This is a genomic window from Candidatus Syntrophosphaera sp. (genome assembly GCA_019429425.1).
Classification (GTDB): Bacteria; Cloacimonadota; Cloacimonadia; order Cloacimonadales; family Cloacimonadaceae; genus Syntrophosphaera.
Genome location: JAHYIU010000027.1, coordinates 1 through 16018 on the forward strand (window position 1 = coordinate 1; position 16018 = coordinate 16018).

At 54.7% G+C, this 16018-nt stretch carries 12 protein-coding genes and 1 pseudogene; 8 read left to right on the forward strand and 5 right to left on the reverse strand.

The genetic code is table 11. The features are described from left to right. The first annotated feature begins 342 nt into the window (after positions 1 to 342). Both K0B87_04270 and K0B87_04275 read left to right on the forward strand, forming a co-directional pair. A complete protein-coding gene (locus K0B87_04270) occupies positions 343 to 1326 on the forward strand; it encodes a hypothetical protein (GenBank protein MBW6513956.1) in 984 nt (327 codons plus the stop codon). A 272-nt stretch (positions 1327 to 1598) separates the two neighbouring features. Then, positions 1599 to 2132 carry an outer membrane beta-barrel protein gene (locus K0B87_04275; GenBank protein ID MBW6513957.1) on the forward strand — a complete coding sequence of 178 codons (534 nt, stop codon included), beginning with the start codon at positions 1599 to 1601 and terminating at the stop codon, positions 2130 to 2132. Positions 2133 to 3483: 1351 nt separating this feature from the next. On the opposite strand, the gene K0B87_04280 is transcribed toward K0B87_04275, so the two are convergent. Beyond that, positions 3484 to 4434: a hypothetical protein gene (locus K0B87_04280; protein MBW6513958.1), complete on the reverse strand. Its 951-nt coding sequence runs from the start codon at positions 4432 to 4434 to the stop codon at positions 3484 to 3486. A 416-nt stretch (positions 4435 to 4850) separates the two neighbouring features. Here K0B87_04280 and K0B87_04285 point away from each other — a divergent pair. Together K0B87_04285 and K0B87_04290 are read left to right on the forward strand one after the other, a co-directional pair. After that, a pseudogene (locus K0B87_04285) lies at positions 4851 to 5039 on the forward strand ((Fe-S)-binding protein). A 267-nt stretch (positions 5040 to 5306) separates the two neighbouring features. Next, entirely contained in the window at positions 5307 to 5507 is a 201-nt protein-coding gene (locus K0B87_04290; GenBank protein ID MBW6513959.1) for a GNAT family N-acetyltransferase, read from the forward strand. Positions 5508 to 5518: 11 nt separating this feature from the next. Here the strand turns inward: K0B87_04290 and K0B87_04295 are convergent, their stop codons facing one another. From K0B87_04295 to K0B87_04310, 4 genes are all read right to left on the reverse strand, one after another. Further along, complete coding sequence (locus K0B87_04295) at positions 5519 to 6613, reverse strand: DUF362 domain-containing protein (protein ID MBW6513960.1); 1095 nt, start codon at positions 6611 to 6613, stop codon at positions 5519 to 5521. A gap of 166 nt (positions 6614 to 6779) precedes the next feature. Continuing rightward, positions 6780 to 8138, reverse strand: a complete 1359-nt coding sequence (gltA, locus tag K0B87_04300) for an NADPH-dependent glutamate synthase (protein MBW6513961.1) — start codon at positions 8136 to 8138, stop codon at positions 6780 to 6782. A gap of 438 nt (positions 8139 to 8576) precedes the next feature. Further along, positions 8577 to 9401, reverse strand: a complete 825-nt coding sequence (locus K0B87_04305; GenBank protein ID MBW6513962.1) for a sulfide/dihydroorotate dehydrogenase-like FAD/NAD-binding protein — start codon at positions 9399 to 9401, stop codon at positions 8577 to 8579. Further along, positions 9402 to 10268 carry a hypothetical protein gene (locus K0B87_04310; GenBank protein ID MBW6513963.1) on the reverse strand — a complete coding sequence of 289 codons (867 nt, stop codon included), beginning with the start codon at positions 10266 to 10268 and terminating at the stop codon, positions 9402 to 9404. It abuts the gene before it with no gap. A gap of 378 nt (positions 10269 to 10646) precedes the next feature. On the opposite strand from K0B87_04310, the gene K0B87_04315 reads away from it, so the two are divergent. From K0B87_04315 to K0B87_04330, 4 genes are all read left to right on the forward strand, one after another. Next, positions 10647 to 12377 (forward strand): hypothetical protein, encoded by a 1731-nt coding sequence (locus K0B87_04315; protein ID MBW6513964.1) that lies wholly within the window; start codon positions 10647 to 10649, stop codon positions 12375 to 12377. A gap of 154 nt (positions 12378 to 12531) precedes the next feature. After that, on the forward strand, positions 12532 to 12738 hold the full coding sequence (locus K0B87_04320) for a hypothetical protein (GenBank protein ID MBW6513965.1): 207 nt from the start codon (positions 12532 to 12534) through the stop codon (positions 12736 to 12738). 316 nt (positions 12739 to 13054) lie between these two features. After that, positions 13055 to 14386 carry a chromosomal replication initiator protein DnaA gene (dnaA, locus tag K0B87_04325; GenBank protein MBW6513966.1) on the forward strand — a complete coding sequence of 444 codons (1332 nt, stop codon included), beginning with the start codon at positions 13055 to 13057 and terminating at the stop codon, positions 14384 to 14386. Between the two features lie 438 nt (positions 14387 to 14824). Beyond that, positions 14825 to 16018 (forward strand): hypothetical protein, encoded by a 1194-nt coding sequence (locus K0B87_04330; protein ID MBW6513967.1) that lies wholly within the window; start codon positions 14825 to 14827, stop codon positions 16016 to 16018.

Genomic DNA, 16018 nt, shown 5'->3' on the forward strand with positions numbered 1-16018 from the left:
TAAAGATATTTCTTATCAATTTGTTAGACCACATTTTTGTCCATCTTTTTGCATTCGGCGACTTCGAAATCTCGCTTCTGTGAGCTTAAAATCAAAAAGTAATGCCAAACAATGCCTCAAGCCCTCAACGTGTCTTGGAATGTATTTTCGCACATGACCCAAATCATTCAACCGATGGACATAATGTATAGGTTATACGTTTTAAGGTAAGTGATTATAACATTAGCATGCCACTTTTTTGGGGGTATGCCTTGAAAAATATCTGTCAGACCCAGCCCATTTTTGCCCATTAAGCAGATAAAGGAAGGCTACAATAAATCGACTACCGATGGAGGTAACACCATGAAACAGACACTGAGTGACAATTTGAGCGGCTTTTTCGCCCGCGAAAGCCAGGCGACGGGTGGTCTGGCAATCCTTCCCGTGTTCCGCAAGACCGCGCCCCAGAGGCAATACATCTCACTGCGCGAGGCGCTAAAGCAAGGAGCGATCGAGATCTCCGAGGTCAGCGAAGGCGGCAGCGTGCCGAACCTGAAAGTGCTGAACCGCGGCAAAATCCCGGTCCTGCTCTTGGATGGCGAGGAATTGCGCGGCGCCAAACAGAACAGGGTGCTCAACGCCAGCGTCCTGGTGGCCGGGGAAAGCGAGCTGGTCATCCCGGTAAGCTGCACCGAGGCAGGCAGATGGAGCTACAGGTCGAGCCATTTTGAGGAATCCGGCAACGTGCTCTCCCACCAGCTAAAATGCAGCAAGATGGCGGATGTGAGCCTCAACCTCAAGGAGCGGGGCGAATTCCGCTCCAACCAGAGCAGGGTCTGGGACGGGATCGACGAAATGCAGGCGGAGCATGGGATCCGCTCCAGCACGGCGGCGATGGAGGACGTCTATCTGGGGCGTGGGAAAGACCTGGACGAACTTTGCGCCTCATTCCCACTGCTGGAGGGGCAGTGCGGGATCCTCGCGGAGATCGGTGGCCATTTTTCCGGGCTCGATTTCGTGGGCGATCCCGCTGTCTGGAAAGACATCCATGCCAAGATCATCCGCAGCTACGCCATCGACGTGGCGGGCCGCAACCTGCCCCGGTCTGAATGCCCTGAAGCCAGGCTGGAGCAGCTTTTCAAGCGCGTCCAGGAGGGCAGCGTATCCGGCTTCCGCAGCGTCGGGCTGGGCGAAGACCTGCGCCTCGAAGGCGAAGCGCTGATCGGATCGGCCCTCTTCTGGGAAACAGAACTCGTGCACCTGTCCGCCTATCCTCTGAACCTGGTCCGGGGCGGGGATGAATACCACAGCCCCAGGCACCTCCATCCTTTCGAAAGAACGAGATAAGGCTTGGACTGATGTAGGGCCGGGGGCGCGTGGTTCTGCCGCGCGCCCTTTTTTTGACGCCAGGTTTGATCCGTCCTTATTCGGCGATGGATAGCAAAAATATCAGACCAATCAGATAGGATATTATCTTAACCACAAAGCGCTGCCGTTCAATTAATTGCAATGAGAGACCGGAAAACAGCCAGTACCCCGGAAAAGGCCCCCAACATTTTTTGTTTGGCTCTCCGCGGCTATCGCGTTATTTTGTAAGAAAAAACCAGGAGGTTTTTAAAATGAAAAAAGGACTACTGATACTAATCGTGATCATGGCCGTGACGGCCGCGTTCGCTTTCCCGAAGGGAACGATCAATCCCGGCGGAACCATTTCCTATACTTCCTACAAATACAATTCCGACGCGGATGCTTCCACCCTGCTGACGATCAACCCTCAGGTTGGCTACCTCATCATTGACAACCTGGCCTTGGACCTTAACCTGGCATATCAGATGGATAACGACGATTGGTCGGCCTTCGGCATCGGCGCGGGCGCCAGATATTTCTTTGGCAACATCTATGCCGGCGCTGGCATAATGTACCAATCCGAAAGCGATGAATACTTCGGCGAAGATTTTAGCGTGTCTGCCACCTTCCTGAACGTCAAGGCCGGATACCTTCTGCCCATCGCCAGGAACGTGTTCCTCGACCTCGGCGCCAAATATGACATGGGCTTCGGCTCCTACGGCGGTGATGGCTCCGGCGACAACGAACAAAGCAAACTGACCATCGGAGCAGGCCTCCAGGTCTTCTACATGATGAAAAAACTCTAAACCAAAACCCCAAGTTCATACAGGCCCGGGTTACGCCCGGGTTTTTTTTGCCTTTGTGAATGGATCAGGGATGCAGGATCAAAGGGATAATACAATATGGACTTCAGCCTGATGGGTTACAGGTATTCATTCGGGATACAAGGACAGTCGCTCCTGGAGTCGAGCGGGCCGGTCTGGAGCTTCATTTATTAGGAACAAGAGCTGATTTCGGCCCGCATGGACTCCAGGATCACCGTTACATGGCAGAGCGGCGTCAACCACACCTAAGGTGGATATCAGGTCTCCAAAGATCTTGTTTAGTCCGGAGGACGGCAGTGCATTAGCACGGTATGAAGCGACGCGGGACCGCAAAAGAGCGCAGCGAGTTCGCGGGACAGGGAGCGGAATGCCGTGACACCAAGGGATGAGTAGGTAATCGATCACGGAACCAGTCCGGAGGACGGCAGTGCATTAGCACGGTATGAAGCGACGCGGGACCGCAAAAGAGCGCAGCGAGTTTGCGGGACAGGGAGCGGAATGCCGTGACACCGGGGGATGAGTAGGTAATCGATCACGGAGCCAGTCCGGAGGACGGCAGTGCATTAGCACGGTATGGAGCGACACAGAACCGCAAAGGAGCGAAGCGAGTTTGCGGGACAGGGAGCGGAATGCCGTGACACCGGGGGATGAGTAGGTAATCGATCACGGAGCCAGTCCGGAGGACGGCAGTGCATTAGCACGGTATGGAGCGACGCGGGACCGCAAAAGAGCGCAGCGAGTTTGCGGGACAGGGAGCGGAATGCCGTGATAGTGGCGGATAAAATGATTGTTTTTCCTACCCCACCCCCACCCCCATTGGCGGGACGGCGTCCCGCCAATGGGGGTGGGGGTGGGGATATTTAATCATTGGGATCATACCGCCGTAGTCACGGCATTCCGCTGCGCTCCATACCGTGCTAATGCACTGCCGTCCTCCGGACTCCACCTCGGATGATCGGTTTTGCTGGAGTCCATGCCCGCCACATTTCTTCCCTGCCTGGTCTTCAGCGGAATCGGTGATTAAGGGCGGGCTCGACTCCAGCGTGGCGCTCCATCCCAGCCTGCCCGGGGCGAAATTTTCCACCTTCGCCCTCCCTATCAATACGCTATCAATACGGACTCATTACGGACTTAGTCCGTATTGAGTCCGTATTGACACCGTAATGATAAGGGGAGCCATCTGAGGGGCAAGGATGGATCAATCAGGCAAGATGTTGATGGTCAATGAATTGGGAATAGCCTAGGCTATTGGGCAGAAATACCTGTTCCCGGGCCAAGGACGAAAAAACCGCCGGAAGTGAGTCCGGCGGTTTCAGGATTTACAAGTTCAGATTCACTTGTCCGGTGAGATGGGAAAGCCTCCCACGACCAGATGCAGGCCCATGTAGTTATCCCTTCCGTTCCAAGGATAGGAAATCACGTAATCGTCATCGATAGCCCCGCCCTTCACTAAGAACAGGCCTGGCGCGGGATTGCCGCTGGGCGGATTGGCATAGAGTTGCACATGGTGCTCATCCACGAAATAGGGATCGTCCAGGTTGATGTCGATCTTGATGTCTCCATCCTCCACCCAAACGTCCGCGGTGCCCACATCGATGTATTGGCCGGCATAGATGGGGAAGGTTTGGGGAAACGCATCAGAATCGAGCATCACGAAGGTCGCCCAGTTGCCGCCTCCGTGGCCGGGTTGGTACTCGAACAGCGGATCTTCATAATCATACATCCGTGCCCAGGCTGTTTCCGTGCCAGTCCCGTAACATTCCCAGACATACTCGATATAGTACCACCAGCGGTTGCTACCACCGGGAGTGTCTCCGCCCCAGCCGGTCTCGGTTGGGACAAGTGTGTCGTCTACGAACTGCGAAATGTCCAGATGGGCCGCGATGACCATCGGCTGCCCGCAACCCCAGGTCATGGGTATGGCATGGATATAGGTCGCCGAGGGCGGATCAACCGGCTGGTGATAGGTGAACATACCGGGGATGGGGACTCCCTGCTTGTTTTTGGGGATGCCCGCGTAATTGGCTGCGACGTGGACCTTGCTTTCAGTGATGAGCCAGGGCTCATACAAGGTATACTCCAGATACAGGTAATTGGGGTCATTGTGGACCCAGACGGTCCCACCGATGTTCTGGCCAACCCAGATATTGTAGTATTGGCCAGCTCCCCCTTCCTTGGCGATGTCGTTGCCCCTCGTATCCAGCATGGTCAGCTTGGAATCGCAAGCTGCCAGCAGGACCAGTGCAACAGACATCAACAGAGCAATTTTGACAATGTTTTTCATTGTTCCTCCTTATTTGCTTTGGGTCTCTTTTTCTACTTAGGTCTATCTCTTTGGGTCTGTGTCAATAAATTAGGAATTGTGTGACCTATGTCAAGATAATTCTTTGCCAGTTTTTAGCTTTATCTGGACAGGGTTTCCGCTGCATGGGTCCCACAGACCCTTTATTGATGGGGCTTCACAGACCCCCTAAATTGTGGAAATATTTCCACAAAACTGCTGGCATGGTGGAGGTGGTGTGGTCTGTAAGTTAGTTTGGGAGGGGTTTTTCGGATACTCTAGACTATTTTCAAAAAGGGGTTTACTCTCTTATTTTTTTGCGCCGAGGTCGGGAAAATAATCAAGACCAGTTTCCCTTTGGCTTTCCCGCCAGGCGGCATAGATTTAAATTAGAAGAATATATTTCCAACGGAGCACAGATGTCGCATCACACCGCCAGATCCGCCTACCAGCAGCTTCAGGAACGCCTGAACCGCTTTCCCCAGGGCGCTCCGCCTTCCGAAACCCTGTATCGGATCCTCGCGATCCTCTTTAGCAAAAGGGAAGCCGAACTGGTGGCACAACTGCCCATCAAACCATTTACCGCCAGGGATGCAGCCCGGATCTGGAAACTCGGGCTGGCTGCGATCCTGGGCGTTATCCTGAAACTGCCTCCGCTCAAACAGGCCCTGGCCAGCCAGCAGATGAGATCGGTCTATCTGGAGAAACTGGCCGCGAAGGTCAAAGCATAGGAAAATAGACTCTTCTAAAGCTGGTCGTCCGATGCAGATAGTCGAAGTTCCCATCACCCGGATCGCTGTACTGGCCGAGATTTCCATCGCTTTTGAAGCTCGCTCGACCCTGGAAATCAGCCCTTCTCCTGAAGCCAGGGGTGAATTCCTGATCCGGAAAAAACCGCTCTGGACTGGGCCCGGAAACGCGGCTGCAGGGAACTTAAGGTCGAAACCCAAAACAACAACAGCGCCGCCGTCCGCTTCTATCTGAAGCAAGGCTGCGAACTGCGCCAGGCGATCGCCGACGCCTATCAGGAATTTCCCGGCGAGCAGAAGCTGCTGTTTTACAGGCCCCTGGCTTAGAGCAGGATTGTTTACCTATCAATGTCGATGAGGCGGTATTCCGTGCTCCCCAAACCCAGTTCCGCGGCATAGGATATCTGGCGCTTTCCCGAGACTGAGATCTCCTTCAGGAAAGCGTCGTCGCAGTTGTGGGCCTTGTCAACCAGGTCGTGGCTGGCTTTTTCGATGGCGACGAGGTCGGTGGAGGCCAGGATCCCGATATCCGGCAAAAAGGGCCGTGGCGCGTTGGAAAAGCAGTCGCAGACGGAGCTGATGTTGGCCAGAACGTTGATGTAGACCATCGGCTTTTTCTCCGTGAGCACCTTGGTGTATTCCACCAAGCGTTCCAGAAAACCGTCCTGGCCGCGCGGCGGGGTCTGGAAAACCCCCACTGGGCAGGTGGCGATGCATTTTCCGCATGCCGTGCAGTCCAGGTGGTCGATATTTACCGGGTCCAGCGTGATGGCGCTTTCCGGGCAGGCCCGCACGCAGAGGCCGCAATCGATGCACTTGCTTTGATCGTAGACTGGATAGTTTCCGCGGTGCAGAAAGCGCTTTCCCTCCTTGCTGGCCAGGCCCATGGAGATATTTTTGATGGCGCCGCCAAAGCCCGCCTGGCCGTGGCCCTTGAAATGGGAGAAGATGAGGTAGCCGTCGTAGTCCTCAAAGTGGCTGCCTGTATAGACCTTGCTGAAATGGGGCAGTTCGCAATCGTAGGCCAAATTACCGCTTGCATCCAGGATGTCGATGGGCGCGAAAGTGAAGCCGTGCCTGCGCGCCAGGGCGATGTGGGAATCCGTTTTGCCGCGCGTTCCGCCGTAGAGCACATTGGTTTCCACCAGGGTTGCATTCAGGTCTCCGCACAAGCCTTCGATCAGGCTCGCCGGCAGGAAATTGCGGTTTCCCTCCTCGCCAAAATGCACCTTGATGGCGATCTTGCCGCTGGGTTTGTTTTCCAAATATGAATAGATCTCACGCACCGCCTCGGGGGTGATCCTCTTGGTGAAAAAGACCGCTGAGCCGCTGTCTGTGGCTTCGGGTTGTTCCTTATCGGGCTTGGGGGTTTCGGCCCGGCAGCCAGAGATCAGGAGCATGGCGGCCAGGACCAGGGTGATGTATTTGGGCATGGATCAGTTCTCCTTGTCATGAAACGCAGCTTCAGAGAGGAAAATCGGCTTGTCAAGAAAATTTTTGTTGCCGGAGCGGAAATGTTCTGCCGGGCAAAGTTATTCCGTGTTGGCATCAATGCCTGGAACAAAGCCGCTCCGAGGGCAGCAACCCTGCGCGAATGTTTCAGGATGAAAGCTTTTTGTGGATCGCGTTGGCGGCGATCCTGCCGGCCCCCATGGCGGAAATTACGGTCGCGGAGCCGGTGACGATATCGCCTCCGGCAAAGACGTTGGGAATGGAGGTTTCCATGGTTTCCTCGTTAACCTCGATATAGCCCCATTTGTTGCGTTTGAGGCCCGGCGCGGTCTTGAAGAGCAGGGGATTGGGCCCTGCGCCGATGGCCACGATGACCAGATCGGTCTCCATCACGAAGTTCGAATCCTTTATCGGAGTGGGAAAACGGCGTCCCGATTCGTCCGGCTGGCCCAGTTCCATCTTGATGCACTCCATGGCCTTGACCCAATTGACGTCGTTGCCGATGAAGCCGATGGGATTGGTGAGCAGGCGGAAGGCCACTCCTTCTTCCATGGCATGGCGGACCTCTTCCTCACGGGCGGGCAGTTCTTTGCGGGAGCGGCGATAAACGATCGTGACGTTGCCAGAGCCACAGCGCAGGGCGTTTCTGGCACAATCCATGGCCACGTTGCCGCCTCCGAGCACCACCACGTTTTTGCCTTCCGGCATGGGTGTGTCATACTCCGGAAAGCGGTAGGCCTTCATCAGGTTGATGCGGGTGAGGTACTCATTGGCGGAATAGATGTTGCAGAGGTTTTCCCCGGGAATGTTCATGAACTTGGGCAATCCGGCGCCAGTGCCGATATAGATGGCGTCATGCGTTTCCAGCAGGTCGTCGATGGTGTAGAGCGCCCCGATCAGGCTGTTCAATTCGATCTTGACCCCGAATTTGCGGAGGTAGTCGATCTCATGATGGACGATGGCCTTGGGCAGCCGGAATTCCGGGATGCCATAGACCAAAACGCCCCCGGGCTCGTGCAGTGCCTCATAGATCGTCACGGAATAGCCCAATTGGGCAAGATCAGCCGCTACCGTTATCCCTCCAGGCCCGGAGCCGACTACGGCGATCTTTTTGTTCAGCCGCTTGGGAGGCAAAGGCTGTTTGGCATTCTCCATCTTCATGGTCCAGTCCGCCACAAAACGCTCCAGATTGCCGATCGCCACTGGAGAATCCCGCAAGCCGAGGACGCATTTGGCCTCACATTGGTCCTCCTGCGGGCAAACCCGGCCGCAAACAGCCGGAAGCACGTTCCTTTCCTTCACCACACGGGCGGCGCCTTCATAATCCTCATCCCGGATCTTTCTGATCATCTCCGGGATGTCCACATTCACGGGACAGCCTTCAACGCACTTGGGTTTGGTGCATTGGAGACACCTTCCCGCCTCGAGCTGGGCCAGTTCGGTGGTGAGTCCGTAGGGCACTTCCAGGAAGTTGTGGACCCGCATGACCTGGTCCTGTTCCGGCATTTCCTGGCGCGGGATCTTGAGTTTGATGTGGCGTTCGTCCGCCTTGGTGAGGCCGTGCCATTCGCAGCCGTATTTCAGGCAGACAAAGAAAGGCAGCAGCTTTGAATAGGCCGAGATGGTGATTTTCCCGACCTTGCTGCCGCATTCCCCGCATCTGGTCTCGGGATCGACCAGGCTTTGGTTGCAGGAAGGGCAGAGCAGGTCATCGAGCACAGCGTCCTTTTCCAGGGGAATGGAGGTTTCCACCTCAAACACGTCCAGATAGGGGCTGAGCTTGACCTCCATCTCCCGGCCGTGCAAAATGCCTTTGTAGATGAGGACGTCGTGGTCCTTTTCCTTCACGTTGAAAGACTTGTTGCAATGGGGGCAGTAGGTGTTCAGGTAGGTCTTGAATTTGAGGTATTTCACTTCATAATCGAGCATGGCAGCCTCCCCTCATCAGCGGATGGAAAAGAGCAGGGCGTCTTTTTCTTTCTTCAGGTACATGTTGTTGCGTTTCTCAAGCTCGTCGAAATCCACCTGGTGTCCGTCAAAATCCGGCCCGTCGCAGCAGCAGAAGCTGGTTTTGCCGCCCACCGTTACCCTGCAGCCTCCGCACATTCCGGTGCCGTCCACCATGATGGGGTTGAGGCTGACCATGGTTTTGATGTTGTATTTTTTGGTGAGGTTGCAGACGTTCTTCATCATGATGATCGGGCCGATCGCGTAGACCAGATTGATATCGAAGCGCTCGTCCAGATACTTTTGCAAGGCTGTGGTCACAAAGCCCTGGATGCCGTAGGAGCCGTCATCGGTGGTGATCACCATCTCATCGCAAAGCTCGCGCATCTCGTCTTCCATGATGATGTATTCCTTGCTGCGGGCGCCCAGGATGCCGATGATGTTGTTCCCGGCCGCTTTGACCGCCTTGGTGACGTGGTGCAGGATGGCGATCCCGGTCCCGCCGCCCACCACAACGGCAGTTCCCACTTTTTCCACCTCCACGGGCTTGCCCAGAGGCCCAAGGACGTCCTTGATGTAATCCCCTGCTTTGTAGGCGCGGAGCAGGGCGGTGGATTTGCCTACGATCTGGAAGATCAGGGTGATGATGCCGGAATAGGCGTCCGCGTCTGCAATGGTGAGGGGAATGCGTTCGCCGTACTCATTGGCCCGGATGATCACGAACTGGCCGGGTTTGGCTTTCTGGGCGATCTGGGGCGCGTTCAGATCCAGCCGGATGATCGAGCCCTTCGCCATCTCCTCGTGCCTGGTTACCTCAAACATCTACCAATCCTTGCTGTCTTCCAGCATCACGTAGCCCAGGTCCTCGTCGCTGATCCCGTGCCAGGTGCAGCCCTTGCGGGTGCAAAACTTGAAGTCGACCAGCTTTTTAAGGGCGCTGACATGGATCTTGGCCACCCGGGAACCGCATTTGGGGCAGATTTCCTCAGTAATAACCAGGCTGTGGTCGCAGAAAATGCATTTGATGTCCTTCACAGGCATCTTTTCCGGCACCTGGATCGTCGTGGCGTGCTTGAACACGTTCAGATAAGGGCTCAAGTACAGGATGCCGGGCTCGCCTTCGTCCTTTTCGATCTTGAAGATGATCATCCCCTCATGGATCAGATTCATGCGGCAGTGCGGGCAATAGGAATTGAGGAAGGTGCCGGATTCGATGATCTCCTTGCTGCTGCTCTTTTTCTTCACCGAGATATGCTTGGCCGCCATCGCCTCGTAGGGCGTGAATTTTTGCATGTCGAACTCGTTGTAAAAGTGGTTCATGGCCGTGGCGATATCCTCAAACTCAATGGAATGCTTTTTGCAGCCGGCCCTGGAGCAGATCGAAACCTTGCCTCCCTCGATGAGGTGAAAATCCACCAGAGGGGCCTGGCATTCAGAGCAAAGCTCGCAGGATGTTAGCTCTTCCAGGCAATGGGGGCATTTGAAAACGGCGACCTCGTCCTTGAGGATCTCGAAGCTGGATTCCAGGTTGTAGCTGCCGTAGATCGAAGAAAGCCAGATGTAGCCCTCTTTGTCGCCCATGCGGATGAAGATCTTGATGGAAGGGACGTTGTCGATGAGTTTCGCTTCGTCCAGAAGTTGCTGTCCGCATTGGGGGCACTTTAACGCCAGATTGATGAAGTTAAGCATAACTTCCTCCACATTTTCATGGGTAAATTTAGCTGAGGATTTATCATCTTTGCTTATTCATTCTTTGTCAAGCAAAATATTCTCTACTCTTGCCCCATCACACCTGATCAGGACCGCCAGCCTGCAACCAACAGAAAATTCAAACCGCAGACAAGCACGTTTTCCAGCTTTGCCCCAGCCTCAATCCCAGTTCGCGGAGAAATATCATCTCCGTGTAACCAATATTCTTTCAACCACTTATCCATAGCGATCCGGCTTTTAACGCGCTTTGCCGGCTGCTGTTGATTTTTTTCCATTGCCAGGCCGAGAAAGGACTTGACAGTAAACAAGATATCTGTTTTTGATGAAATCAAAGATTGACAGGATAGGAGTCAGGCTATGAGCAAGGCAGTATCGGTCTTATTTTTTTTGCTGGCGGCATCGCTTCTTTTGGCGCAGGATAGGTACGGCGCCCAGATATCCTATTACGATAGCGGCCAGCCCGTCTATTTCACCCAATGCCCCAGAACCTCGTCCAGCGGCACCTACACGGCCCTGGGCACCAGATTCAGCCTCCAGCATCCGGTCTCGCTCCTGAACGGATTTGATGTCTACTGCCATGCCTACGGCGGGGCTGTTTCAGGCATCCAGCTTGACGTTTACTCCCTCGCGGAGGGCGAACTTCCGGAGGCTTCGCTGCTTGTGGCCAGCGTCAGCAAGGACTTCGGGGACATCGTCTGGCAGGATTGGAACTATTTCGACCTCTCGGCCTTGGGACTCTCCTTTGCCGCGGATGAGGAGATCTTTCTGGCCTTTTCTGTTCCCAACGGGGATCCGGGATCGGTCTGGGCCGGGCCCAAACTCAACCAAACTGACGCTCCGGCCCACAGCTACCGCTATTTCACAGAGGGAACCGAAACAGGCTGGGTGGGCTACGCGGGGGAATTCTTCTTCTCCGCCAGCGTGGAGTATGACGCCCCTTTCCATGACGCAAGCGCGGAACAAATCTGGTTCAACGGCGAAATGTTCCTGCTGCCGGGAACGGAAGCGGCTTATGAGGCTGACATCAGAAACAGCGGCGGGGAGATTGAAACAGACATCCCAGTCACCCTCGAGATCAGCCTGGCGGAGGGTCTCAGCAGCAGCGTCGTTTATAGCAACACCCAGTACGTCTCCAGCCTGGACCCGGATGAAACAGCGCACATAAGCAGCTTTCCCTCATATATTTACCAAGTTCCGGGAGAGTATGTCGTGACCCTCAGGGCAGAATTGGCCGGTGACATGGATCCTGCCAACAATGAGACCTATCTGGAACAGCGGGTGGTCAATTTGCCCGCCACACTCAGCTATGACGACGGAAGCGCCGAAGGGGCCTGGGCCCCCAATTCCAGCGGCATCTACTTCGCCAACCAGTTTGACCCTCCCCTCGCGCCTATGTTGGTCACAGACCTGCATTTCTACATCTGGCCTGAAACCTGGCCTTCTCCCGGCAGCGACATGATCGGCATGGCGGTCTTCGCGGACGATGGCACGGGCGCGCCGGGAACCCAACTTTTCTACCAGGAGGCAAGCTGCGTCCGCGGCGCCTGGAACAGCTACGCCATCCCGGATGCCGGGGTTGTCGTGAACGGCAGATTCTTCGTCGCCTTCACCACGCTGGCGGATTATCCCAACTCTCCCGGCCTGGCAGTGGACCGGGATCCGCCTCATTCCGGCTGGCTGGTTTCCTGGACCGGCTCCGGAAACTCCTGGTACAACGCAGCGCCCGAAGACAACATGGACTGGATGATCCGGGCCACGGCGCAAAGCCACGCTTTCTGGCCTCCTCAGGAACTTGCCATCAGCCTGGATGGCAATGACGTTTTGCTCGATTGGGCCGACGTTCCCGACGCCTCTTTCTATCAGGTTTACCGGGGCAACGAGCCGGAAAACATCCTCAACCGCATCGGCCCGGACCTCACCGACAGCGAATTCACCGATCCGGAAGCCGCGGTGGAACCCATGAGTTTTTACCGGGTGACCGCGACCACGGAGGAACTCGGATCCCCCGGACCCCTGCGTCCGGCATCCAGGCGGGGCCTTGCTTTATTAGGTTCGCTAAGCGCGGCGCCAATCCCGCTGGCAGATTAGCGTTAATCCCGTTTCTTGGTTCAAACCCCGTCCGCCTGGCGGGGTTTTTTGCCGGGTGTTTCCCGCTTTTGCCTGGCTCGTTCATTGCCTGTCAGCCACCCGCCGGCCACTCGCCCGGCTGGCGGTTGCTCAGCGGGAGGCATATGAGAGGCAGGTGAGCTGGGCAAAAGGGGGAAAAAGGGCGGAAAAGCCATATCTGAAAGGTTCTTTGGGATCGATGTCCACTCTTGGGTGCCGGAAGCCGCAAAAAGAAATTTTTGCAATCCCCAAGCCACACCATTACAATCAATTGCGGCGGAACAAGGGAACTTTTGAAAAAGAGGCAGGACAAGCTCAAAGGCAAAATAAAGAAAGGGCTTAACGATTGTGAAACCCTCGATTGATAATAAGTTAAACGATATCGCTGCTTGACAAAAGAAGGCGCGCCCAAATTATAGGGATGCCTTGGCTGAAGAATCCGGCTCAGAAGCTTAGATTCAACTTATAAAAGCTTTTAGAAAAAACCCAGCGCAGAATGTGGACAACATGTGGATAACTTTTAGAGCAATGCCGGCCAAGGCAGTTTGAGATCAGAGTTAATTTGCTTTCAGGCAAGAACATACAAAACGCGGTCAAACCAGCAGAGGCTTTCGCCGCACTTTGTGGATAAGATAATTTTTTTCAATAGGATAGAGACTATGGACCAGGACATTTGGCAGAACATTTTGGACAAACTCGAGGAGAACATCAACCATCAGAGCTTCAGAACATGGTTTTCGGACACGAAGTTGGTGGACATTCTGGACGACACGCTGGTTATCAAGGTGCCGACGCAGTTTTCGGCCAATTATCTCAATCAGAATTACACCGAAACCCTGGCTGAGATATCTTATTCCCTCTACAAGCAGCGCTACGCCGTCAAGTTCATCTCCCCGCCTCACGTTGTGAACAACGGCAAAAGCGAGCCGTCGGACTATTCAGGAAACCGGGTGATGCTGAACACGAGGCTGAACGACCGTTTTTGCTTTGAGCAGTTCGTGGTGGGCCGCAACAACAACTTTGCCTATTCCGCGGCCAAGGCGGTGGCGGAATCCCCAGGCTACACCTACAATCCGCTTTTTATCTACGGAGAAAGCGGGATGGGCAAGACCCATTTGATGCAGGCGGTGGGAAATTTCGTCTCCAAAGAGGGGCGCAACTGCTCCATCTTCTATACCACGAGCGAGGAATTCACCAATGAGATGATCGAATCGATCCGGGGCAACAAGATGCCGGATTTCAGGGCCAAATACCGCAAGGTGGACCTGCTGCTGGTGGACGACGTGCACTTCCTGTCCCGCAAGGAAGGGACGCAGGAGGAGTTTTTCCACACCTTCAACGCCCTCTTCGACAACCGCAAACAGATCGTTTTGACCTCAGACCGGCCGCCCAAGGACATCCCGGACCTGGAGAAAAGGTTGGTGACCCGGTTTGAGAGCGGGCTGCTTTGCGACCTGAAAAATCCGGATTTTGAGACCCGTGTGGCCATCCTGCGCAAGAAAGCCGAGCCGGAGAACGTTGAACTCAGCGACGAGATCTTTTCCTTCATCGCCGAATCCATCTCCTCCAGCGTGAGGGCCCTCGAAGGCTCGCTGATCCGCATCCTGGCCTATGCCTCGGTCGAAAAGATCAGTCCCCTGGACCTGGACATCCCAACCGTGCGCGACATCCTCAGCGACATGATCTCCGAATCACGCAAGGAATATACCCTGGACAACATCACCCAGCAGGTCTGCAACTTCTACGGGATCACCCTGCCGCAGATTGTGGACAAGACCCGCAGGCAAAACATTTCCTTTCCCCGCCAGGTGGCGATGTATCTGGCCAATTTCCTGATTCCCCAGCTTTCCCTGAAAGAGATCGCGGAATATTACAAGCGCAAGGACCACACCACAGTCCTGCACGCCAAGAAGATGATCGAAAACCAGTTCCGGGAAAATCTGGAGTTTCGCGCCCACATAGATCAATTGATCAAGAATATCAAGGGCTGAACACTGAAAGTCATACCCCAAGCCGCGCGAGGAACATCCCATCCTGTGAAAGCAAGCATCCTTCAGGCTGAAGGCCAGATCTTCGGCTTTAATTCCATATCTGTTCCCAGACGGAAAAAAATACTGTGCACAGAGGTGGATGGACATATGTGGATAAGTGTGGATAAGTGCCTGCCAAACTTAACTTTTTTGAGCGCTGTGCATAAGCAGCAAAAAGGACCTGGCCTTATCCACAAGTTATCCACAGCGGTGGGCTTTCTTTGTCCTCGGCAGGACAGTGGTTTAAAAAAAAGGTTGACCGGAAATCCACTTATCCACAGTGCCTACTAATACGACTAATTTAAGAAATTCTCTTTAACAGGTATATTAAATATGACTTCCATAAGAAAGTTCAGTCCAATCCTGATGATCGCCCTTGGGCTTGTATCAGCCTTGGTTTTGTCTGGATGCATCCAGAAAAAAAACCCCACGGGGAACAACTGGTCTGATGTGCGTCCCCTGACCTATACGGACGATTCATCATTCTATGCCGGATTCAGTTTTCCCGGCAGCGGATCGGTTTTGGGAAGCGAGCCCTATCTTCTTTGCGGAAACTACGGCGGGACCGAAGTTGTATCCTTCATGCGCTTCACCGCTCTTCCTGCAGAGGGAGATTTTTACATTCCGGGCGGCTATCAGGATTCCACCTATCTGGAACTTTCCCTGCTCAAGCGTTCACCGCTGGACGAAGGATCCATCGACCTTCAGGTCTACAAGCTCGACCAAAGCTGGGCCGCGGACAGCACGTCACTGATCCTGGACGCCAACCTGACTCAAATAACCTTAGAGGCTTTCCCAGTTCCAGACACCGTATCCACTCAAGGTACGATAGTCAAGATACCCATTCCTCCGGCGGAACTGGAGAACTGGAGGTCACCCAGCGATACCCTGGGGATCACTTTGGCGGTCAAAACCAGCGCCGGTTCCTATGTGGAGATCGATGCCGCGGAATCCGGAAAAGGGCCCAGGTTGGTCTTCAAATATCGCAACAACGACGATGCCGCGGACGCCGCAGACAGCGAATACCAGCAAAGGACGACCCGGGACAGCTATCGCATAGTGGGTGACGCAGCGCCTCTTCTGGCAGACAGCTGGGTGATCTCAAACACCATGCCATCCAGGATATATCTCAATTTCGTGATGGATTACGACAATTTCCGGGGCATGCCGGAAGATGAAGGTGAATTGGGGCCGGTGCTGAGCGAGGAACAGCGCAAACGGGCTACGATCAACCTGGCGGAGCTGGTGTTTTATGTGAAGGAAAGCCACTATTACAGCGCCTCGACGCCCTATCAGCTGCGTGGCGACAAAGTCAGGGATTCCCTGGATATCAGCGTTCCCGTGGTGATCGAGGATGCACAGTTGGCCACCGGGCTGACAACTTTGGCTGTGCTGAGAGCCGATAGCGTGGTGGTGAACATAACCCCTCTGATCCAGGCCTACAGTTCCGGAGACAGCGCGCCTTGGGGCGTTGTGGTGCGTTCCATGCAGGAATTGAGGAACTTTGGCTGGCTGGAGCTCTGGCATTTCACGGACGCACCGGCAGATAAAAAACCCAAGCTGCGGGTCACCTACACCCCGCCCTTCCTGTAA